The sequence below is a fragment of the Intestinicryptomonas porci genome, assembly GCF_033971905.1.
GTDB classification, from domain to species: domain Bacteria; phylum Verrucomicrobiota; class Verrucomicrobiia; order Opitutales; family Intestinicryptomonadaceae; genus Intestinicryptomonas; species Intestinicryptomonas porci.
The window spans coordinates 108,110-128,981 of record NZ_JALBUT010000008.1; the positions used below are offsets into that span (position 1 = coordinate 108,110).

Annotated in this window: 17 protein-coding genes and 1 pseudogene; 12 read left to right on the forward strand and 6 right to left on the reverse strand. The window is 48.1% G+C overall.

All coding sequences use genetic code 11. The features are described 5' to 3' along the window. Positions 1-2: 2 nt before the first annotated feature. From recR to MOX91_RS07635, 3 genes are read left to right on the forward strand one after another with little or no spacing between them, the layout of a single operon-like run. Positions 3-599 carry a recombination mediator RecR gene (gene recR, locus MOX91_RS07625; protein ID WP_370397489.1) on the forward strand — a complete coding sequence of 199 codons (597 nt, stop codon included), beginning with the start codon at positions 3-5 and terminating at the stop codon, positions 597-599. Between the two features lie 56 nt (positions 600-655). After that, positions 656-1,627, forward strand: coding sequence for an undecaprenyl-diphosphate phosphatase (locus tag MOX91_RS07630; RefSeq protein ID WP_370397490.1), 972 nt, complete (start codon positions 656-658; stop codon positions 1,625-1,627). After that, the gene (locus MOX91_RS07635) at positions 1,617-2,486 is read left to right on the forward strand and encodes an amidohydrolase family protein (RefSeq protein ID WP_370397491.1); all 870 of its coding nucleotides are present in this window, start codon (positions 1,617-1,619) and stop codon (positions 2,484-2,486) included. The genes MOX91_RS07630 and MOX91_RS07635 overlap by 11 nt, the downstream gene beginning before the upstream one ends. Here the strand turns inward: MOX91_RS07635 and hisD are convergent. From hisD to MOX91_RS07660, 5 genes are all read right to left on the reverse strand, one after another. Then, the gene (hisD, locus tag MOX91_RS07640) at positions 2,470-3,768 is read right to left on the reverse strand and encodes a histidinol dehydrogenase (RefSeq protein WP_370397492.1); all 1,299 of its coding nucleotides are present in this window, start codon (positions 3,766-3,768) and stop codon (positions 2,470-2,472) included. The two genes, MOX91_RS07635 and hisD, sit on opposite strands and share 17 nt — an antisense overlap. Before the next feature lie 109 nt (positions 3,769-3,877). Then, entirely contained in the window at positions 3,878-4,126 is a 249-nt protein-coding gene (locus tag MOX91_RS07645) for a type B 50S ribosomal protein L31 (RefSeq protein WP_370397493.1), read from the reverse strand. Between the two features lie 25 nt (positions 4,127-4,151). After that, a complete protein-coding gene (ykgO, locus tag MOX91_RS07650) occupies positions 4,152-4,277 on the reverse strand; it encodes a type B 50S ribosomal protein L36 (protein ID WP_370397494.1) in 126 nt (41 codons plus the stop codon). A gap of 119 nt (positions 4,278-4,396) precedes the next feature. Continuing rightward, entirely contained in the window at positions 4,397-5,272 is an 876-nt protein-coding gene (gene folD, locus MOX91_RS07655; protein ID WP_370397495.1) for a bifunctional methylenetetrahydrofolate dehydrogenase/methenyltetrahydrofolate cyclohydrolase FolD, read from the reverse strand. A gap of 5 nt (positions 5,273-5,277) precedes the next feature. Beyond that, positions 5,278-5,622: a hypothetical protein gene (locus MOX91_RS07660; protein WP_370397496.1), complete on the reverse strand. Its 345-nt coding sequence runs from the start codon at positions 5,620-5,622 to the stop codon at positions 5,278-5,280. Positions 5,623-5,695: 73 nt separating this feature from the next. Between MOX91_RS07660 and MOX91_RS07665 the strand changes: the two genes are divergently transcribed. Both MOX91_RS07665 and MOX91_RS07670 read left to right on the forward strand, forming a co-directional pair. Beyond that, on the forward strand, positions 5,696-6,253 hold the full coding sequence (locus MOX91_RS07665) for an NYN domain-containing protein (protein ID WP_370397497.1): 558 nt from the start codon (positions 5,696-5,698) through the stop codon (positions 6,251-6,253). A 33-nt stretch (positions 6,254-6,286) separates the two neighbouring features. Further along, entirely contained in the window at positions 6,287-7,354 is a 1,068-nt protein-coding gene (locus MOX91_RS07670) for a tetratricopeptide repeat protein (RefSeq protein WP_370397498.1), read from the forward strand. A gap of 270 nt (positions 7,355-7,624) precedes the next feature. On the opposite strand, the pseudogene MOX91_RS07675 reads toward MOX91_RS07670, so the two are convergent. Further along, a pseudogene (locus tag MOX91_RS07675) lies at positions 7,625-8,782 on the reverse strand (beta-1,2-mannosidase); the annotation flags it as partial. Positions 8,783-8,911: 129 nt separating this feature from the next. On the opposite strand from MOX91_RS07675, the gene guaB reads away from it, so the two are divergent. From guaB to MOX91_RS07710, 7 genes are all read left to right on the forward strand, one after another. Next, positions 8,912-10,468 (forward strand): IMP dehydrogenase, encoded by a 1,557-nt coding sequence (gene guaB / locus MOX91_RS07680; RefSeq protein WP_370397499.1) that lies wholly within the window; start codon positions 8,912-8,914, stop codon positions 10,466-10,468. An 83-nt stretch (positions 10,469-10,551) separates the two neighbouring features. Then, a complete protein-coding gene (locus MOX91_RS07685; RefSeq protein ID WP_370397500.1) occupies positions 10,552-12,246 on the forward strand; it encodes a formylglycine-generating enzyme family protein in 1,695 nt (564 codons plus the stop codon). Between the two features lie 143 nt (positions 12,247-12,389). After that, positions 12,390-13,130: an LPS export ABC transporter ATP-binding protein gene (gene lptB, locus MOX91_RS07690; RefSeq protein WP_370397501.1), complete on the forward strand. Its 741-nt coding sequence runs from the start codon at positions 12,390-12,392 to the stop codon at positions 13,128-13,130. A gap of 3 nt (positions 13,131-13,133) precedes the next feature. Continuing rightward, positions 13,134-14,075 carry an HPr(Ser) kinase/phosphatase gene (gene hprK / locus MOX91_RS07695; RefSeq protein WP_370397502.1) on the forward strand — a complete coding sequence of 314 codons (942 nt, stop codon included), beginning with the start codon at positions 13,134-13,136 and terminating at the stop codon, positions 14,073-14,075. Positions 14,076-14,094: 19 nt separating this feature from the next. Continuing rightward, entirely contained in the window at positions 14,095-17,703 is a 3,609-nt protein-coding gene (gene metH / locus MOX91_RS07700) for a methionine synthase (RefSeq protein WP_370397503.1), read from the forward strand. 54 nt (positions 17,704-17,757) lie between these two features. After that, entirely contained in the window at positions 17,758-18,987 is a 1,230-nt protein-coding gene (locus tag MOX91_RS07705; protein WP_370397504.1) for an FtsW/RodA/SpoVE family cell cycle protein, read from the forward strand. A gap of 33 nt (positions 18,988-19,020) precedes the next feature. Next, positions 19,021-20,760 carry an Rne/Rng family ribonuclease gene (locus MOX91_RS07710; RefSeq protein ID WP_370397505.1) on the forward strand — a complete coding sequence of 580 codons (1,740 nt, stop codon included), beginning with the start codon at positions 19,021-19,023 and terminating at the stop codon, positions 20,758-20,760. Positions 20,761-20,872 lie beyond the last annotated feature (112 nt).

Sequence of the window (20,872 nt, forward strand, 5' to 3'; positions counted from 1 at the left end):
GAATGAACAAGGCGTTTGAAAGTTTGTGCGCAAGTTTTGCGCGGCTTCCCGGCATGGGGCGCAAGAGTGCGGAGCGTGCCGCGCTTCATCTTGCTTTTGCCGACAGAAAGCAGGCGGAGATTTTGATTGAAAATCTTCGCCGCGCGCTCGACGTTCTCACGCCTTGCCCCAAATGTTGCGGGATTTCCGAAAACAACGCTCTTTGCGAAATTTGTTCCGACTCTTCCCGCAATCTTTCGAGCGTTTGTTTGGTGGAGACTGCCGCCGACATGGCTGCCATCGAAAAATCGGGGGCATGGAGAGGGTCTTATCATGTTTTGGGCGGAAAAATATCGCCCATAAAAAACATAACTCCAAATGATTTAAATTTCAAAGTTCTTGAAGAACGGGCGCAGAGGGGTGAAATTTCGGAAATTGTTTTGGCTCTTTCAAACGACATGGAAGGCGAGGCGACTTGCCATTACATCTCCAAGGCTATTGCCGAAAAGTTCGGAATAAGCCTTTCGAGAATAGGTTTCGGTCTTCCGAACGGAAGTCAGCTTGGCTTTGCCGATACGGGAACTATAAAAAGCGCGCTTGCATCTCGCAAGGTCTTTTAGAATGGTTTGCCATGAGATTTTTACTTATCCTTTTTTTTATACTTTCGCCCGCTTTTTTGTTTTCCCAATCCGTTGAAATTTCGGGAAATGAACCTGAAATAAAGGCAGAGGAATTGGTTGTTTTTGAAAGCCCCATGTCGAACTTTGACGGTGCGGTTTTGGGGCTTGTTGAGGGGCTTACGGAGTTTCTTCCCGTATCCTCCACGGGGCATTTGATTCTTGCGGGAAATCTCTTGGGGCTAAATTCCGACGAGCCTGCCGTTGACGGAAACGGCAAGTTCATAAAAAGCGAAAGCGGCGACGGATATTACACTGTAAAAGACGCTGTTGACGCGTATTGCATTGTAATACAGATTGCCGCGATTGCCGCTGTTTTGTTCGTGTATTGGAAAGACGTTTCAAGCATGCTCCTTGGGCTTGTCGGCAAGAGCGTTGTAGGCTTTAAGCTTTTGCGCAACTTGACTGTGGCGTTTATTCCGGCAGTGGTTGCCGGGCTTTTGCTGCATAGGGCAATCGAGAATTATTTGTTTTCTGTTTGGCCCGTTATTTACGCGCTTATTATGGGCGCGCTTGCGATGTTTTTTGTGCAGGACAAATACGGCAAGTCTTTCAATACTGCAACTCGCGCCGTTGAGCTTCACGAATTGTCGGTAAAAAAATCTTTTTTGGTGGGGATGTTTCAATGTATTGCGCTATGGCCCGGCACAAGCAGATCGATGGTTACCATAATCGGCGCGTATATGGTTGGGCTAAGACCGGTGGAGGCGGCGAAATTCAGTTTTCTGCTTGGGCTTATAACGCTTTCTGCCGCAAGTGTTTTCAAAATTTATTCAGACGGGGTTAATATGTTTGCGGCTCTGCCTGTAATGCCTCTTGCAATAGGCTTTGCCGTGGCTTTTGCAAGTTCGGTTGTTGCGGCTAAATGGCTTGTCGGATTTTTAAACCGAAGGGGGCTTGCGCCTTTTGCGTGGTACAGAATTTTACTTGCGGCTATTCTTGTCGCATATTTTTACTTTAATGCTTTTTGACGCACATACGCATTGGTATCCTCAGGACATGTCGCTTGACCCGTCCTCTTGGGCGGCGCAAAACGGGGAATTGCATTGGGGTGCGCTCATGGGCAGGCGGCCTGATTTAAAGCCGAGTTTGCAATCGTTTCCGAGCATTGACGATTTTTTGCGCAAAATGGACGAGGCGCAAGTCGAGAGGGCGGCAATTCAAGGCTGGTATTTTTTGCGCTTGGAAAGTTGCAGGCATTGGAATTTGCAGACGGCAAAAGCCATCGAAAAACACAGGGACAGGCTTTCGGCCTTGGCGTCATTAAATTGTGCCGAAAAAGGTTTTGAGAAAGTTTTGCGGGAAGCTTTCGATATGGGGTTTTCGGGCGTTGGCGAGCTTCATGACGGCGTTCAGGGGTTTGGCTTCGACACTCCCGAATTTGACGAATTATGCCGCTTTTGCGGGGAGCATGGCTGGTGCGTGTCTTTGCATTTGTCGGACTTTCGCACAAAGGATTATCCAAACAAGGTTTTGACCCGCAATTCTTCTGCTTATGAGGCGGCAAGGCGAAACGGCAAAACAAAATTCTTGTTTGCCCATTTTGGCGGCGGCGATGTTTTTGAGCAGAATTTCAGCCCGCCTTCCAATGTTTATTACGATTGCGCCGCAAACACTTTTTTATATGGATTTAAAGCCTACGAGAAATTGCCTGAAAGCGTCCTTGAAAAAATCGCGTTCGGTTCCGACTATCCGCTCAGGCTCTATCCGCGCAAGTTTAAGGTTGCGGAAATGCGCGAGTTTGCAAAAGAAAATCTTGCGGCAATTCCGCAAGATTTTATCGAAAGCTTTTCCTGCGGAAATTTCCGCAATCTCATTGCTCTTCCCTGATGAAAAGGCTGTTGCCGTGCGCGTCGAGCGACTCCATCTTTGAAAACGCCTTGACGGTCGGTCGCGCTTTTTTTATTGATTTTGCGTCGTATCTCACGACGGAGGAGCGGCGCATGAAGTCAACGAGCTGCAAGCCGCTCGAAAATCTGCCAGTCCTTCCAGTAGGCAAGGTGTGGCTCGGACCTGCGGTGAAGTCGCCCAAAACTGTCGGGGTCATTTCCGTTTGCAGGATTGCCCCTGCTGTGGTGATTGCCTTTGTTAGGGTTTCTATTTTGCTTTTTTCGACTTGCAATTCAAGGTGTTCGGGGGCGATGAAGTTCGCGACTTCGGCTGCCGCTTCGAGGTTTGGCACGAAGATTACAAAGCAACCGTTTTCGATTATTTTCGCGAGTTTGTCGGCGTGCGAAAGCGGCTTTGACTGCCTCTTCAATTCGCTCGGGATTTCTTCGACAAGCTTTTTTGAGGTTGTTGCAAGGTAAATTTTTTCTTTGCCGCTACCGTGTTCGGCTTGCGAAAGCAAGTCTGCCGCGACGTTCTTTGCGGTTGCGGTTTCGTCGGCTATAATCATTACTTCGCTTGGACCCGGGAGCAAGTCAACGCCCGCTTCCCCGAAGAGCCTGCGCTTGGCTTCCATCACAAAAGCGTTGCCCGGTCCGAAAAGCTTTTCGACCTGCCTTATTGTTTTTGTACCATAGCCCATTGCGGCGATTGCTTGCGCCCCGCCGACTTTGTAGATTTCTTTCACTCCCGAAAAGTAAAGCGCGGTCAGAAGGTGCGCGTTTATTTTGCCTTCGGGCGATGGAGGGGTGCAGACGCATATTTCGGGACATCCCGCGAGATTTGCCAAAGTTGCGGTCATTACCACTGTCGATACGAGAGGAACTTGACCTCCCGGAATGTACAACCCCACGCGCTTAATCGGATAGAAATTTTCGCCTATGATTGCGCCGTGCGGGTTTTTAGCCCTCCAATTCTTCGGCATTGTGTGCTTATGGAAAAATCTCACGCATTTAATCGCGTTTTTGATTTCCCGCTTGTCGCTTGCGGGAACTTTTTTAAGGGCGTCTTTTATTTCGTCTTCGCTGACTTTCAAAGTTTTCGGGGTGAGTGACGCCTTGTCGAACTTATGAGTATATTCGATTAGAGCCTTGTCGCCGTTTTCTTTGATGTCGCTTAGAACTTTCTCCACTATTTCGGAGACATCTTTTAGCTGCATTACGGGTTTTGCCGCTTCGGCGAGGCTTTTCCAGAAATTTTTTGAATTGAAGTCTAAAATTTTCACGATTAAAAAAATTGCCGCATTTTGGCGCGGTTGCAACAAAATTTTGTTTGTGTAAACAAAAAACGCCCGCTTCAAGCAGGCGTCGGTTTAAAAGCATGAAAGTAGAAAATTATGCGCGGCGGCGACCGAACTTCTTTTGGAACTTTTCAACGCGGCCGGCGGTGTCAACGAAGCGTTTTTCACCCGTGTATGCTGGGTGAGAGTCTGCGGTGATGTCGCGCACAATCATTTGGTATTCAACGCCGTCGATGGTTTCAACCTGCTTGCTTCTCATTGTGGAGCGGGTCAAAAAACGCGCGCCTGTCGAAACGTCAACAAAGCAAACAGGCTTGTAATCTGGATGAATTTTGTCTTTCATTTGTAAAAACCTCTCCGTTATTTAATTAACCCTGCTTTGCCTTGTAGCGAGGATTTGTCTTGTTGATTACGTACACACGACCCTTTCTGCGCACTACTTTGCAGTCCGGATGACGGGTCTTCAAAGATTTAATGGATGATACTACTTTCATGATTCTTCAACTTTGATTTTGAGGAAAAGTTAAAACAAAATGCTATATGGCAAAATCTGTCAAGCTTTTCCGTAAATTTTCTTTATATTTTTTTTCAAATTTCCGATAAGAGCCGATTTTTAATGTTTATCCTGCTTTAAAAGGAAACTTTTTACCGTGTTCGACATAAGCATTGCGACTGTCATCGGTCCGACGCCTCCCGGCACGGGAGTTATGAACGAGCATTTTGAAGCCACGTTTTCAAAATCGACGTCTCCGACGAGGCGGTAGCCCGACTTCTTTTCGGCGCAAGGAATGCGGTTTATGCCGACATCTATTACGCACGCGCCTTCCTTTACCATGTCTTCGGTTACAGTCAGGGGTCTGCCTACCGCCGCTATCAGAATGTCAGCCTCTTTGCAAATTTCCTTCAAGTTTTCGCTTTTTGAGTGGCAGACGGTGACGGTTGCGTCTATGCCTTTTTGCATCAGAAGAAGCGCGAGGGGCTTGCCGACAATCAGGCTTCTTCCTATGACAACCGCCTTTTTGCCTTTTGTTTCAACTCCCGAACGCTTTATAAGCTCGATAATCCCCGCAGGAGTGCATGCGACGAACGCAGTTTTGTTTTCCTGGCAGAGCTTGCCCAAATTCGAGAAGCTGAATCCGTCAACGTCTTTCGATGCCGCGACCCTGTTGAATGTGGCTTGCTCGTTTAAATGTTTTGGAAGCGGAGCCTGAACCAAAATCGCGTCAACCCCGTCGTCTGAATTAAGTTTGTCGATGAGCGCGTCAAGCTCAGACTGGGTTGTCGTTTCGGGCAGGATGTTGAGCCTGCTTTCTATTCCGATTTTTGCGGCGACCTTGCTCTTCTTTGCGACGTAAGACACCGATGCGGGATCGTCTCCGACCCTGATTAGCGCGACGCACGGCTTGCGCCCCGAAATATTTGCGAGCTTTTCGCTAAGTTCTGCGTGTATTTCTTCCGAAATTTTGTTTCCGTCTATTAAGTTTGGCATAATGTTTATCTTGAAAATTTAATCATGTCGGCTTTTAGGACATTGCCGTCCTGCGTTCCGGTAAGCACCCCGCGGATTACGACGTTTCTATCCATGTATTGCTCAACATTCGACATTACCATGTTTGAAAAGTCTATGTAGGAGACAAAATTGCCGTCGGTGTCGTAAAATGCGTAAAGATACGGCTTGGCGTATTTTTCATGGGTAAAGCGGCTTATGGTGCATTTCATTTTGCCTTCCATTATTTGCGGCTCTTTTGTCGGCTTGTAGCGTGGACTTTGGCACCCCGAAAAAAATGCCGCCGTAAAAATAAAAATTGCAAAAGCGAAAATATTTGAAAGTCTTTTCATGTTTATAAAAAAATTACATCTTCATTTATAAAATAACCCAAGCCCAACTTTCAACATTCAAATTGAAAATAAAATGAGTGTTCCCGACATAAAGCGCAAGCATCTTTTGGTGGACGGCTGGAATATCATCCGCGCTCACAAGGATATGGCGCGCGCCTTTGAGGAGCTTGGGCAGGACGCGGCAAAGAGAATGCTTTCCGACATGCTATCTCCTATTCACGACATTTTGGGCTACCGCGTCACAATCGTTTACGACGGCAGGGGCGACGACATCAACGTGGAAAAAATCGGGCTTTCAAAAACATTTTCCGAAGTTTACACTCCGTCTTGCATGACTGCCGACGAGCTGATAGAACAGATGTGCGCGACTTCAAAAAATCCGCGCAACATTACTGTTGCAAGCAGGGACAATTTGATAAGGTTGACTGCCATGGGGTTCAAGGTCGAAAGCATTACGAGCTTTCAGCTTTTCGGCTGGGCGGAAAGTGCTTCAAGGATGCTGGCGCGGAAATTTGAAGACGTAAAAAGCGAAAGCGGAAAAAAGTGGCGCGAAAGCACCGCCGCTTTCGGAAATATCGAGGAGCTTTTGAAGTCCCGAAAAAATGGGAGCGGCGGGAAATCAAAGGCTTGATTATTGAAAACAAAAAATCTATATGTTTAATTGATGAAAAGAATAATTCCATTTGTGATATTGGCATGTTCGTCTTTTGCGCATGCTCAAGACGGGGGAGAGATTTTGGACGCCGACGGCAAACCCTTGTCTGCCCAGGCATTGGCGGACATTGCCTATAACAAGGCGGTTAGGTTTAAAGATGAAAAGCGCGTCAAAGTTCAGGAGTTTGAAAAGAATTTGGAGCTTGCCGCAAAGGGAGACCCTGTCGCGCAAAACAAAGTCGGCGACGCTTATGCCGAAGGCGACATTATCGAAAAAAACATGCGCACTGCCGCCTACTGGTGGTATGAGGCGGCAACGCGAAAAAATCCCGAAGCCATGTGCAGGTTGGGAGAGCTTTATTTCGAGGGCGGAATCATGAAGCGCAACAGGCACAAGGCGGTCGAATACTGGAAGGCGGCGTCGGTTGCGGGCAACGCGCAGGCGCAGTATTTTTTGGGCACATGTTATTCGGTCGGCGGCAACGGCATATTTAAGAACATGGAGCAGGCGGCATACTGGTGGCAGAAGTCGGCGCGCCAAAACAACATAAGGGCGGTTCATAATCTCGCGTTTTGCTATGCGAGGGGTGAGGGCGTAAAGCAGGACCCCAAGTTCGCGTTTGAGCTGTGGAAGCGGGCGGCGCTGGAAAATTATCTGCCCGCAAAGACGATGCTTGGGCTTTGCTACTTTTCGGGCGAAGGGGTAGCAAAAGACATGAAAATGGCGGCGAATATTTGGACTGCCGCCTCCGAAGAGGGAGATGCCGACGCGCAGAGGTTTTTGGGCTTTTCATACTATTACGGAAAGGGTGTCGAGCAGGACAAGAATACCGCGCTTGTTCTCTTTCAGGCGTCTGCCGCGCAGGGCGACAAGGATTCCGCAAGGGCTGTCGAAGACTTGACTTTGGAAATAGGAATGCGCACTGCAAATTCTCCCGCGCCTAAGGTTGTGCCGAAAATTCCGAATGCGGGCTATGTTGAAACAAATCGCCCGTTCAGAACTTACGACACGGTGGGCAAGGATGTGCTTATTCCGAAAAAACAAGGCGAAAAAGAAGTAAAGCCGTCCAAAAAGTAAAAAATTTAAGCGCGGAATTTTCACTCCGCGCTTTTTTTGTGTTTTGAAAAAATTTTACTTCACGAACTTTATGTTTTCGATTTTGTTTTTTTCCAAAAGTTCGATGATGCTTTTAAGCGATTTTACCGAAGCTTTGCTGTTTACTGAAATTTCAAGCGGCTTGTTTTCTTTTGCGAAATTTGCAAGTTTTGCATCCAGACTCTTTAAGTCTGTTTTTTGGTAATTCCAAAGTAATTCGCCGCTATCGAGAATTTCCACCCCCTCGTATTCGGGAATAGGGTCTCCAAATCTATCGGATTTTTTCGGGTCGAAGATGGCAACTCCCACAAGAGAATCGGCGCATCCGTAATACATATACCACTTGCCCTTGTAGAAGGTCAGCCCCTCTATAAACACTGTGCCTTGCGCATATTGCCCCTTGCGCTCGAAATCCGCCATCGGGCGGAAAAAGGGAACGTCAAGGCGCGCTATCGGCTTTAACGGGTCGTTTAAGTCAAAGAGAACCTGCCCCGCGGCGTAAGTGCCTTCCGCAAAACGCTTGTCGGCGTCTTTTCCCCTCGAATTTTTGCCGTTATACAAAACCAAAATCCCCTTTTTCGTCTTTATTGCGGCGGGGCCGACTTCTGTTAGGGAACTATCGAAAAATCCCCTGCGAGGCGCGATTAGCTCTTTAAGGGAGCCGTTTGGGTTTTCGACGGGTTCCCAGTTTATGAGGTCGCTGCTCGTTGCGGCAAAAATGCGGTGTTCGCCCCAGTACATCAGGTATTTGCCGTTTATTTTGGAAATCACGAATTTGTCGGGGTCGGTTTTCGATTGTTCGGTGAGGATTGCGGCGGACTTGCAGAACATGTTTATGTATTTTCCGCCTTTTGCTTTTTTAAACGCGCTACCGTGTTTCTTCCAAGTGCGCAGGTCTTTTGAAGTTGCTATGCAAAGGCGCGCGCATTTTTTGTTCCAGCTTGTGTAGGTCAATACGAATGTACCGTCTTCTGTCCGTGCAAGGCGCGGGTCTTCCGTGCCTCCCGTCCATTCAAATTCCTTGTTGTTGTCTTCTGCCGGAAAGAACACGGGGGAGGGGTGGCGTTTCATGTTTATGCCGTCGGTCGTTTCGGCAAGCCCCAGTCTTGAAGTGCGCGAGCCGACACCTTGAAATGTGTTGTCTTCTGCCCTGTATAGAATGCAGATTTTGTTTTTGTAAACGGTTGCGGCGGGATTAAATGTGTCGCTTTCTTCCCATCTTATTGGTCTTTTTTGCATGGGGCAATCGAATACGCTTTCTTTGTTTGGCGATATTACGGGGTTTACCCCCTCGGGCCGTTCAAATCCGCCCATTGCCCAGTCGGGCAGGGGATTTTTTTGCAGATTGTTTTCTGCGTGGGCGGAAAGCCCGATTGCAAGCATTAAAATAAATAGTGTTGTTCTTAACATATATAAACTTTTTTTGTAGACGAAAGAATTACGCATAAAAATACTGTTTATCAAGGGTTTTTATTGTTTTTTTTAAAAAATGCTTGCCTATGGCTTTTTTTTAGTCTAACCCCAATGGGGGAAAATAATATGAACAACGCAATAGACGATATTTTCTTTAAAAGTGCGGACGACTTTTTCCGCATGAACGCGCCGACGGCTCTTACTTATGACGATGTCACGTTGGCAACCCAGTATTCGGCGATTTTGCCAAAGCAGACGAAATTGGATATGGAGCTTTCCGAAAGCGTCAAGCTGACACTGCCAATTATCTCTTCGGACATGGATACGGTTACCGAATACAAGATGGCGATTGCAATGGCAAGAAACGGCGGTTTGGGCATAATCCACTCCTCGATGACCGCAGACGAACAGCTCTCGCAGGTAAGCAGGGTTAAAAACTACATTCACGGTTTGATTCAAGACCCGATAAGGGTTTCTCCCGAACAGTTCATCGGCGACGTCTTGAACATGGTTGAGGACAAAAAGTTCCGTTTCAGAACGTTCCCCGTGGTTGACGGGCAGGGCAAGCTTGTCGGTCTTTTGCCGGGCAGCGTGGTGAAATCCCGCTATGCCTCGATGAAGATTGCAGACGCAATGTCGCCCCGCTCAGAAGTGTTCACAATTTCGGCAAAAGACTTGGGTGCAGACCCGATTGAGGCGGCAGACAACTTCTTTAACGACCATTTCGGTGTCCACAAGCTTTTGGTTGTCGATGAAAACGACAAGCTTAAAGGTCTTTTCACTCTTTCTGACATCGAAAGAATTTCAGACGAAAACGCGTCGCAAAAACGCGCGGCGAGGGACTCGCGCTTCCGCCTGCTCTGCGGTGCTACGCTTTCCATTTACCGCAACAAGGATGGCGGTCTTGACAAGGACAGAATTATAAACCATGTCGGCGCGCTCGTGGAACGCGGTTTGGACGTGGCGGCGGTTTCCACCGCGCACGGCTTTACGGAAGGCGTCGGTTCAATGGTAAAACTCGTCCGCGAAAACTTCAAGGATTTGACCATAATAGGCGGCAATGTCACAAGTGCGGCGGGCGTTGAATATCTCGCAAACGCGGGCGCGGACGCGATAAAAGTCGGGCAGGGCCCCGGCTCAATCTGCACGACCCGCATAGTTGCGGGCATCGGCATACCGCAGCTTACGGCTTTGTATGTATGCTCTTCGCAAGCGAAGAAATCGGGCGTCAAAATAATTGCAGACGGCGGCATAACAAAGAGCGGCGACATGGTAAAGGCTTTGACTTTGGCTGACGCGGTTTTGTGCGGAAGCCTGCTTGCGGGCACGCCCGAAGCTCCCGGCAAGATTATGGAAATCAACGGCAAGAGCTACAAGCAATACCGCGGCATGGGTTCCATGGCGGCGATGAAAGACGGCTCTGCCGCGCGTTATGGCAGGGACACCAAAGACAAGACCGACAAGGTGACTGCGGAAGGCATCGAGGCGTTGAAGGAAGTTTCGGTTGGTCTTGATACTTTGCTTGCGCAGTATGCGGGCGGTATCCAAAGCGGCATGGGCTATTTGGGCGCGGAAGATTTGGCGGCGTTGAAGCGCAACGCTAGATTTGCTAAAATCACAGCTGCGGGGCAGAAGGAAAGCTTCCCCCACGACGTGATAGAAGTTAAGACAAACAATGCTTAAGTTGTTTGCCTGACGCAAAAATGTGAAACCCGCCATGTATGCAAAATGGCGGAGTTTCTCTGTATTTTATATTTTTTATTGCTATGACTCCCACAAAAGTTTTTCTGACAATTCTTGCGACGGTCTTGGTTTTGGGCTTTTTCTATTTTCTTACTCTGTTTTCTCCGCGCGGAGTTTACGAGGAGCATCAAGACGCGGAAATTTCGCTTGCCGACGCGCTTGAAATGAAAACCGAAGCGGGAAAGCTTTATAATGAATTTTTGGAAAAACTGAAGCTTGGCGAGCCTACGAAAGCCGACATGGATAAACTCGAAAAATCCATAGGGCTTTTGAGTTCTTTCATAAAACAGACCGAGACTTCCGACAGGGCGACGCACGCCGAGCTTACGCAAATGCGCACGACTTTGCAAAACGTGCAGGGCAGAAAAGACGCCGAAGAAATACCGATGATGTTAAGAGAGGCGGATGAGGCTTTTACGAAGCACAATATGCTCTTGGCGTTGGAATTATATAAAAAAGTATATGAGGCGCAGGAGCGTGTAAACAGGCTCTATCCCGACAGCGACTATTGCAGCGTATCGACCCTTTCAAAGGCGGAGCAAATGTTGCGCCTTGTAAGCGCGGCACCTCTCGCTTCCGAAATAAAGGAAATACAGGCGCAAATAAAAGAGCATGTTGCGTTGAAGCACTGGGAAGAGGCAAAAAAATTATATAAAAAAGCAATATCCTTGCAGAATAGAATAAACAAGGACTATGCCAACACAAGCTATGCCGATTTTTCAAAAGTAAGGGATTTTGAAATAGAATTGGATTCTTTAAACGCCGCTCCTTTGCAGGCTGAAATCGAAGAGGCATTGGCGGCAGGGAAAAAGTGCGAGGAAGGCAAAAACTATCTCGCCGCCGCGGAGCAGTACCGAATCGCGGTTGACAAGCAGAGCGAACTCAACACGCTTTTTGAGCGCAGTTCTTACGCTTCCGGAGAAAAGCTTGCTAAATTCAGGGTTTTAAAGGATGTCGCCATGAGCCGCCCGCTTTTTGACGAAATTTCTCAAAAATATGAGAAAATGCGCGAAATGTTGCGAAACGGAGAGTCTTCCGACAAAATTTTGCCCCTTGCGCAAAATATTCTTTTAAAGTGCGAAAGCTTCAAGACGGAGCATCCTTTAAGCGGGCTTTTAGACGATGAAACTGTCTTGTCTTTGCGCTATATCGGCTATTTGGGCAAAAACTTGGAAACAATTTACAGGCAGTGCATGGAAAATTTGCTGCCGATAAATTCTTCGGAAAATGTCAAAATGCTGAAATCCGAAGTTTCGCAGTCGCTTTATGAATTTGTGATGCAGGAAAATCCCAGCAGAAACAAAAATCCCGAAAATCCCGTTGAAACCGTTTCGTACGAAAACGCCTTGGATTTTTGCAGGAGGCTTTCTTGGATTTTGGGAAGAAAAATCACCCTGCCTTCTTTGGAGCAGCTTAAAAGCGCAGTCGGGTCTTTGGCTTATGTGGATTTGGATGCCATATCGTGGAATGCCGGCAATTCCGGGCTTCGCACGCACAAAGTGGCGTCGAAAAGCCCGAACGTCAAGGGTTTTTACGACTTGCTTGGCAATGTTTCGGAATTTACTTCCGCCGATAAAAACGCAAAGGCTTTTGTATTTGGCGGAAATGCACAGACTTGGACGGACGCTTTAAGCGAAATTCCCGTCCGCGAAATTCAGACGAGCCAAAACGGCGACAGAACCGTGGGTTTTAGGTTTGTCGTATCTTTTTCTGAATAGCGTTTTGCTTTTTTTGTGCGCATTCGGTTTTTTGCGGCAAAATCCGCAATTTTTTGCATAGGCTTTTTGCAATATGGGTTTTTGTTGCATTGCGTTAATATTTGTGTTTACAAGATTGAAATAAAAATCCATTCTCACAAGAAATGGATTTGCAAAATGGGAAATTATCGATAACTGCGCGCGAGCTTGTCAAAGACTATGGCAAAAGGCGCGTGGTAAACGGCGTGAATTTAAGCCTTGCCGCAGGGGAAATCGTGGGGCTTTTGGGTCCGAACGGCGCGGGAAAAACAACGAGTTTTTACATGATTATGGGGCTTGTCCCCGCAACGGCGGGCAACGTCTTTTTGGGAAATGTCGATATTACGAATTTGCCTATGTACAGGCGTTCAAGAATGGGCATAGGATATTTGCCGCAGGAAGCTTCGGTTTTCAGAAAGCTCACTGTTGAAGAAAACGTCATGGCGGTTGTCGAAACTTTGGACATGCCGAAAAAAGAGCGCAAGGACTATGTCTTGAAAATGCTTGACGATTTGGATTTGAAGCGTCTTTCCTCTCAAAAGGCGTACACGCTTTCAGGGGGGGAGCGCAGGAGGCTTGAAATCACCCGCGCTCTGGCTGTCCGCCCGAAATTTCTTTTGATGGACGAGCCTTTCAGCGGAGTTGACCCGATAAGTGTGGCGGAAGTCCAAAATATTGTTTTGGGGTTGAAGGCAAAGGGCATCGGCGTCCTTATCACCGACCACAACGTGCGCGAAACTCTCAGCATTGTGGACAGGGCTTACCTAATCCACCAGGGGAAGGTTTTAAGCCAGGGCACGAGCGAATTTTTGGTAAACGACGAAATGAGCCGCAAGTTCTATTTGGGCGAAAGCTTTAAAATGTAGTTTATGTCGGAAGCAAACGAACAGTCTATATCCGTAAAGGAATTTTACGATTTATTTAAGGAAACTTTGCAGCTCGAAATGGCTGCGGGGGCAGGCGGGCTTGATAAAATCATAAAGGATTTGGGTTCAAACCGCCCCGCGCTGGCGATAACGGGCTACTTTAAAAATTTTGCCGCGCACCGCATACAGATTTTCGGCGCGGGCGAAATGGCTTATCTGCGGGACTTGCCCGCCGAAGAGCAGGAGCAGGCAATGCGCGAGATTCTCGAAAAGGGCGTCACCTGCATGATTGTTTCCCGCAACATTGTCCCGACGAGGGCGATGCTGAAAGTCGCGGAGGAGTTCAATGTGCCGCTTCTTCGCACAAGAATGCGCTCGAAGGAGTTTTCGACTGATTTGTCGCTGGAAGTCGGCAAGAAGTTTGCGCCGCGCATCAGTTTGCACGGAACGTTTTTGGACGTCAAGGGTATAGGTGTTTTAATCCGCGGTGCAAGCGGAGTCGGCAAGAGCGAATGCGCGCTTGCCTTAATCGACCACGGGCATTCGCTTGTGGCAGACGACATGACGTGCTGCGTAAAAATCGGAAAAGACAGGGTAATTGGCAAGAGCAACGACTTAAACCGCGGGTACATGGAGTGCCGTGGAATTGGCATAATCGACGTTGCGAAGCTCTACGGGGTTAGATGCTTGCGCCTCGAAAAGCAGGTCGATTTGGTTGTGACTTTCGTTGAATGGAAATCGGGAATACCCGAAGAGCGCACGGGGCTTGACAAGAATTACTTTGACATCTTGGGCGTTTCAATTCCGCATATCGAAATTCCCGTAAGACCGGGAAGAGACATGGCGCGCCTTGTTGAAGTTGCCGCCATGGTTCAGGCGTTGCGCGAAATGGGTCATGACGCGGCGGCGGAGTTCAATGAACGCCTGATTGCCGCGATGAGTTAAAGCTTTTGGGATTTTTTTTATGGATTTTGAATTTTCACCGCGGGCAAAGAAACTATGCTCTGTTTTGAAAGAGCGCATTGTTTTCTTGGACGGAGCTATGGGGACATTGATTCAGCGCGAAGGCTTGTCGGAAGACGATTTTCGCGCAGGAGTTGCAGAGCTTCAAAATTGCAAGGCGGAGCTTAAAGGGAACAACGACCTCTTAAACATAACGCGCCCCGACATCATCGCAAAAATTCACAGGTCTTATTTTGAAGCGGGTTCGGACATCGTAACCACGAATACTTTTGCCTCGACGCGCTTGGGGCAGGAAGACTATGGGCTTTCGGACTTTTCTCCAAAACTCAATGCCGCCGCCGCAAAACTTGCGAGGGGAATTGCGGACGAGTTCGAGAAAAAAGACGGCAAGCCGCGTTTTGTCGCGGGGTCGATAGGCCCCATGAACAAGACTGCGTCAATTCCGCCCGATCCCAACAACACTGCTTTGCGAAACGTAAGTTTTGACGAACTGCGCGCCTCGTATTACGAGCAGATGAAAGTTTTGTCTGAAAACGGAGTTGACTTGTTCTTGCTTGAAACTTCTTTTGACACGTTGAACGTAAAGGCGGCAATCCATGCGTATTTGAGTTTGGTCGAAGAGGGAAAATGCAATATTCCGATTTCAGTAAGCGTGACAATTTCCGACCTCTCAGGCAGAATTTTGAGCGGGCAGACGATAGAGGCATTCTATGCGAGCATAAGGCACGCAAAACCTTTGTTTGTCGGCTTAAACTGCTCTTTGGGCGCGGAGGGAATGCGCCCTTACATAGAGCAGTTCGACAGGATTGCGGAATGCTTCACCCACTGCTATCCGAATGCGGGGCTTCCCAATCCGCTTTCGGAGTTCGGCTACGACCAGCAGCCGAAAGACACTGCAAAATATTTGTCGGAATACGCCCGCGACGGTCTTTTAAACGTCATTGGCGGATGCTGCGGGACAACTCCCGCACACATTCGCGAAGTCGTCAAGGAATGTTCGAAATATGCGCCACGAAAGCCGAAGAGTAAATCCGAAAGCCTTATTTTGTCGGGCTTGGAGCCTCTCGAGCTTCAAAAGAAAAACGCCCCCTTTGTGTTTGTCGGAGAAAGGACGAATGTTGCGGGGTCCATACAGTTTAAGAAGCTCATTATTGCGGGAGATTTTCAGTCCGCGCTTTCTGTCGCGCGCAAGCAGGTGGAAAACGGGGCGAACGCAATCGACGTAAATTTCGACGAAGCCTTGCTCGACGCTCCGCAGTGCATGACGACGTTTCTCAACATGGTCGCGGCGGAGCCGGAAATCGCGAGAGTCCCCATAATGATAGACTCTTCGGATTTCGAGACAATTTTGGCGGGGCTTAAATGCGTTCAAGGCAAGGCGATTGTAAATTCCATTTCCCTAAAAGAGGGGGAAGAGGTTTTTCTTGCGCATGCAAAGGAGCTTAAAAAATTCGGAGCCGCAATCCTTGTTATGGCGTTCGACGAAAACGGTCAGGCTGTCTCGATTGAGGACAAGGTGAGAATTTGCAAGCGGTCTTACGACTTGCTTTTGAGTGTCGGCATCGACCCCGAAGACATTATTTTCGACGCGGCGGTCTTGACTGTCGCAACGGGCATAGAAGAGCACGATTCTTACGCGGTGAATTTCATCGAAGCCGTGCGCAGGCTGAAAGATCTTTGCCCAAATTCAAGAACAAGCGCGGGCGTAAGCAATGTTTCGTTCGCTTTCAGGGGCAATAACGCAGTCAGGGAGGCGATGCACTCCGTATTCCTTTACCACGCGCGCAAGGCGGGTTTGGATTTCGGCATTGTAAACGCGGGAATGCTTGCGCCTTATGACGAAATCGAGCCGAAGCTCCGCAAACTTGTAGAGGACGTGATTTTAAACAAAGGGCATTCCGCCGTCGAAGCCCTCTTAAATTCCGCGCAGTCTTACAAGGACAAGTCGGGCAAGTCTTCCGCCGCGCACGAGGACGATTTCAATTCTTTGGACTGGGGCGAAAAAATGAAACGCTGCTTTGTAAAAGGCGAAGACGAGCGCATTTTGGAAGTTGTGGAGCATTTCTTTTCGGAACTGAAAAACCCACTGAAAGTCATTGAAGGTCCGCTCATGGACGCGATGAAGCATGTGGGCGTTTTGTTCGGCGAGGGCAAGATGTTCCTGCCGCAGGTCGTAAAGAGCGCGCGCGTGATGAAGAAAGCGGTCGCCTTTTTGGAGCCTTATATGCCCAAGGGGAATTCGGGCAGGGGAAAGGTCGCAATCGCAACCGTGAAGGGAGATGTCCACGATATCGGCAAAAACATTGTAGGCTCTGTTTTGTCATGCAACGGCTACGAAGTTGAGGACTTGGGCGTGATGTGCCCTCCCGAGAAAATTTTGGAGGCGGCGAAAAGAGTCGATTTGATAGGGTTAAGCGGGCTTATTACCCCGTCTTTGGTCGAAATGGCTAACGTTGTCAAGATGCTCGAAAAAGAGGGCGTGCGCACTCCCGTAATTGTGGGGGGCGCGACAACGAGCGATGTCCATACGGCGGTGAAGCTTGCCCCTCTTTACAGCGGAAGGATTATGAGGGTTGAGGACGCCTCTTTGGTTTCAAACGCCTGTGCAAGCCTCATAAATCCAAACGATGTTTTCGACTTGGAGCTTAAAGCAGAGCAGGATTTCTTGCGCAAGAGTTTCGAGGAGAAGGAGCGCGAAAACTCCGCGAGCCTTGTAGTCTTTGAAAAAGCCCGCGAGATGAAATTTAAGCAGGAATTTTCAAAAGATAAAGTTGCGCGCCCGATTAGTTTCGACTTGTGGCTTGGCTCTCATTCCGTTGAAGAGCTTGAAAAGTATTTCTCATGGGGAATGCTTTACTATGCCTGGGGCTTGCATGGCAGGGCTTTAAATCCGTCGAAGGCGGAAGCTTCAAAAGAGCTTTTTGAAGATGCGATGAAGATGCTTGAAACCTTGAAAAAAATCGCGCGCCCCAAGGCGGTTTGGCGGTTTTTCAGGGCGGCGTCGGATGGAGAAGACATAAAGCTTTTCAGGGCGGACAACAAGCTGCTTGAAACTCTTTGCTTTTTCAGAAATCAAATTCCGTCAAAAAACGTTTGCCTTTGCGCTTCCGACTTTGTCGCTCCCGTAAATTCGGGATTTTTGGATTCAATAGGGCTTTTTGCCGCGACTGCGGGAACGGAAGTTGCCGAATACGAAAGCGAGCTGAAAAGCCGCGGGAAAGACTACGAGGCAATTTTGGTTTCAACGCTTTCAAACATAATTGCCGAAGCTTACGCTCATTACATAAACGAAATCAAAATGCGCCCCTTTGCGCCCGATTTTTGCGCGGGCATCCGCCCTGCGTGCGGATACCCGATGTGGGCGGACCACTCCGAAAAAAAGAAAATTTGGAGCCTTTTGAACGTAGAATGCAAGACAGGCATAAGGCTTACGGACAATTTTATGATGAATCCGACTTCAAGCGTATGCGGTCTTTGGATTGCAAATCCGCTTGCGAAGTACATAAATCAAATGGCTGTGGATTCGTCCCAGATTGAAATTTATGCGAAGAGGAAAGGCGTATCCGCCGACGATGCGCGAAAGTTCTCCGCAGTAAAGGTTATTGACTGATTTTGCCGAATGTTTGCCAAGCTTAAAGACGACGGTTTAGAAGGGCGCATAAAGATGCGTTCCGACATTCTCATGCCGATATGTATGGCACTGCTGTCTTTAATGGGGCTTGTTTTCATATACACTTCTCAGAGCTACAATATGGATGAGATGTCTATCGCGCGCCAGTTTTGGTTTAGGCAGACTGTCTTTTTGGCTATGGGGAGCGTTGCGTATTTCTTCATTTCGCGCATGGATTACGAAAAATGCTTCGTGTATGCGCATTTGATATACGCCATGTGCATCGCTCTTTTAATTCCGCTTTTTCTGGAAGGCAGTTGCGGGATAAATTTGCCGTTTGTTGACAAGCGTTTCAACGCGACGCGCTGGATAAACATGGGCATATTTTCCTTGCAGCCCGCGGAAATCGCGAAAATAGGCGCATGCATCATGGTAGCCGCAATCTTGGCGCGTTCAAAAATCGGCACCATAAAGGAATCTCTTAAAGTACTGCTTAAAATTTTTGTTGTGGCTGCAATACCAATTTTATTGATTTTTTTGCAGCCGGACTTAGGCTCTACATTAGTTTTTCCGCCAATGGTGTTTGCAATGCTGTATGTGTCGAAACTCTCAAAAAAATTTTTTGTGATGGCTTTTGCCGCTTTCGCGCTCATGGTTGCAATCGTTGCCTGGGATATTGTCCGCTACACTTCCTTTTTGGAAGAAAACAAAATAACGGCGACAGTGTCTTCAAAGGGCAATTTGTTTGGCTCATCCCATTTTTGCCTTCCGATGAAAGATTACCAGCGAAACAGAATTTTGGCGTTTGTCGCGCCCGAAGTTGTCGATAAGCTTGGGCAAGACGTAACTTGGAACGTTCGCCAGAGTTTGATATCTATCGGAAGCGGCGGATTTTTCGGCAAGGGTTTGGGAGAGGGTACTCAGGCAAAGCTGGGTTATTTGCCTTCCGATGTGGCGTATAACGACTTTATTTTCGCAGTTCTTGCGGAAGAGTCGGGGTTTGTCGGGGCAAGTTTTGCCGTTTTGCTCCAAGGGGCGATTTTACTTTGCTGTCTCAGAGCCGCGCGCAAGTCGCGCGATCGTTTCGGACAGCTTTTATGCGCGGGCATTTGCACAATGCTCGCCGTTCACGTCTTTATAAATATAGGCATGACTCTTGGCATTATGCCGATAACGGGTCTGCCTTTGCCAATGTTAAGTTATGGCGGTTCATTTGTTTTGACTTGTTTTATTCTGCTTGGTTTGGTGCAAAGCGTATTCAGGCACCGCCGCCAGTTTGATTAGTCGGGACGAACCGCTTAAAAATTAAGCGAAAAAATGAAAGAAGAAAATATTCAAGAAAATCAAAACACTTTGGACGAAGAGCTTTCAAAGCGTCCTCCTGAAGTCGCGGTTGAGCCTATTTCAGTGGCGCAGCTCAATGCAGAAGCAAAGCTTCGCGCAAAAAAACGTCCGCTTCTCGAAAAAATCATAAGGCTTTTGAAGCGCGAAGAGGGCCCTTACAAAGAGCTTGTCATAAACGTCGAGCCTTTGGAAAAACGAGTCGCCCTTCTCGAAGACGGGCTGATGCAGAAGTTTGAAACCGAGCATGTCGGCGATGAAAGCATGGTTGGCGCAATCTTCAAGGGAAAAATCCAAAATCTTGAACCCGGCTTGAAGGCGGCGTTTGTAGATATTGGCCAGCCCAAAAACGCCTTTTTGCACTATTGGGACATTTTCCCGAGCGCGACAAACGACAATTCTTATGAAATTGTCCGCGAAAACCGCTCTAAGGAGCAGAAAAAAAATGCGGCTTTAAAGCTTTCAAACAAGGATATTCCCGAAAAGTTCCCTGTCGGAACAGACATCGTAATTCAAATCACCAAGACGCAAATAGGCACTAAAGGCCCGAGGGTCACTACCAACATTGCAATTCCCGGGCGTTATTTGGTGCTTATGCCCTACGCGGGGCAGTGCGGCATTTCCCGCAAAATCGAAGACAAGCGCGAGCGCGAGCGCATCAAGAAAATACTCCGCTCCATGAAAATTCCCGAAGGCATGGGAGTCATTGTCCGCACAGCGGGGCAGGGCAAGAGGTGGACGTATTTCGTAAGGGACTTGCACATACTTTTAAACATCTGGAAGCAAATCCAAAACAAAATCGAAAACGAGCCGGGACCGGCTCTCCTTTACAAAGAGCCCGACATCATCGAGCGCACGGTGAGAGACTTTTTGACGGAAGAAACCGACAGGATTTTGATAGACAACAAAGATGACTATGAAAAAATTTTGGCATCTGTTTCCGAAATTTCCCACAGGGCGCGTTCGAAAATCCAGCTTTACAAGGATAACATTCCGATTTTTGAACGCTACAACATCGAAAAGCAGATTACCCAGACTTTCCAGCGCAGAGTTCCTCTGCCATCAGGTGGCGAAATCGTTGTAGATGAAACCGAAGCTCTCACTGCAATCGACGTAAACACGGGGTCTCACAAGGGCAAGGACGCTGACGGCAAAGACTTTATTTTGCAGGCAAATCTCGAAGCAGTTGCCGAATCTGCGCGTCAAGTGCGCCTTCGCAACATTGGTGGCTTGATTATCATCGACACCATCGACATGAAAAGCCGTAAAGACCGCCAGGCCGTCTATAAGAAACTGCGCGAGGAAATGGAAAAAGACAAGGCAAAGAGCCAGGTCTTGCCGATTTCCCAGCTTGGAATCATGCAGATGACCCGCCAGCGTCACCACCAGTCAAATGCAAGCGAAATTTATTCGACATGCCCCTATTGCGGCGGCAAAGGCATTGTTAAGAGCTCGCGCACGATGAGTGTTGAAATTCAGCGCAAAATTGTGGCGATAGCCCGCGCAATCCGCACCCGCGAGGGCAATTCAAATGAAATTCCAATGCTTGTGATGCTGCACCCCGAAAATTTGAAGCTCATGCAAAACGAAGACTACGAGTATCTGATAAATCTCGAGAAAGCTTACAACTTGAAGCTTACGTTCAGGGCTGATCCGTCTTACCACGTTGAAAACTTCCGAATTTTGGACCCCGCCACAAACAGGGTTTTGCGTTAATTCGGAAATTGCGAAGAAAGAAGCGTCTTTCTTGGCGCTTCTTTTTTTTGCGCTATTCACTTCGGAATTTTCGAAAATTTTTTTAAGCCTTTAGATAAAAAACGTGTTTTTT

Excerpts from the sequence above, each read along its gene's own strand:
- guaB (WP_370397499.1), top strand. The coding sequence starts at position 8,912 with ATGAACAACGCAATAGACGATATTTTCTTTAAAAGTGCGGACGACTTT.
- MOX91_RS07705 (WP_370397504.1), top strand. The coding sequence starts at position 17,758 with ATGCGTTCCGACATTCTCATGCCGATATGTATGGCACTGCTGTCTTTA.
- ykgO (WP_370397494.1), bottom strand. The coding sequence starts at position 4,277 with ATGAAAGTAGTATCATCCATTAAATCTTTGAAGACCCGTCATCCGGAC.
- folD (WP_370397495.1), bottom strand. The coding sequence starts at position 5,272 with ATGCCAAACTTAATAGACGGAAACAAAATTTCGGAAGAAATACACGCA.
- metH (WP_370397503.1), top strand. The coding sequence starts at position 14,095 with ATGGATTTTGAATTTTCACCGCGGGCAAAGAAACTATGCTCTGTTTTG.
- MOX91_RS07670 (WP_370397498.1), top strand. The coding sequence starts at position 6,287 with ATGAAAAGAATAATTCCATTTGTGATATTGGCATGTTCGTCTTTTGCG.
- hprK (WP_370397502.1), top strand. The coding sequence starts at position 13,134 with ATGTCGGAAGCAAACGAACAGTCTATATCCGTAAAGGAATTTTACGAT.
- MOX91_RS07685 (WP_370397500.1), top strand. The coding sequence starts at position 10,552 with ATGACTCCCACAAAAGTTTTTCTGACAATTCTTGCGACGGTCTTGGTT.
- MOX91_RS07645 (WP_370397493.1), bottom strand. The coding sequence starts at position 4,126 with ATGAAAGACAAAATTCATCCAGATTACAAGCCTGTTTGCTTTGTTGAC.
- recR (WP_370397489.1), top strand. The coding sequence starts at position 3 with ATGAACAAGGCGTTTGAAAGTTTGTGCGCAAGTTTTGCGCGGCTTCCC.
- MOX91_RS07710 (WP_370397505.1), top strand. The coding sequence starts at position 19,021 with ATGAAAGAAGAAAATATTCAAGAAAATCAAAACACTTTGGACGAAGAG.
- MOX91_RS07660 (WP_370397496.1), bottom strand. The coding sequence starts at position 5,622 with ATGAAAAGACTTTCAAATATTTTCGCTTTTGCAATTTTTATTTTTACG.
- lptB (WP_370397501.1), top strand. The coding sequence starts at position 12,390 with ATGGATTTGCAAAATGGGAAATTATCGATAACTGCGCGCGAGCTTGTC.
- MOX91_RS07665 (WP_370397497.1), top strand. The coding sequence starts at position 5,696 with ATGAGTGTTCCCGACATAAAGCGCAAGCATCTTTTGGTGGACGGCTGG.
- MOX91_RS07635 (WP_370397491.1), top strand. The coding sequence starts at position 1,617 with ATGCTTTTTGACGCACATACGCATTGGTATCCTCAGGACATGTCGCTT.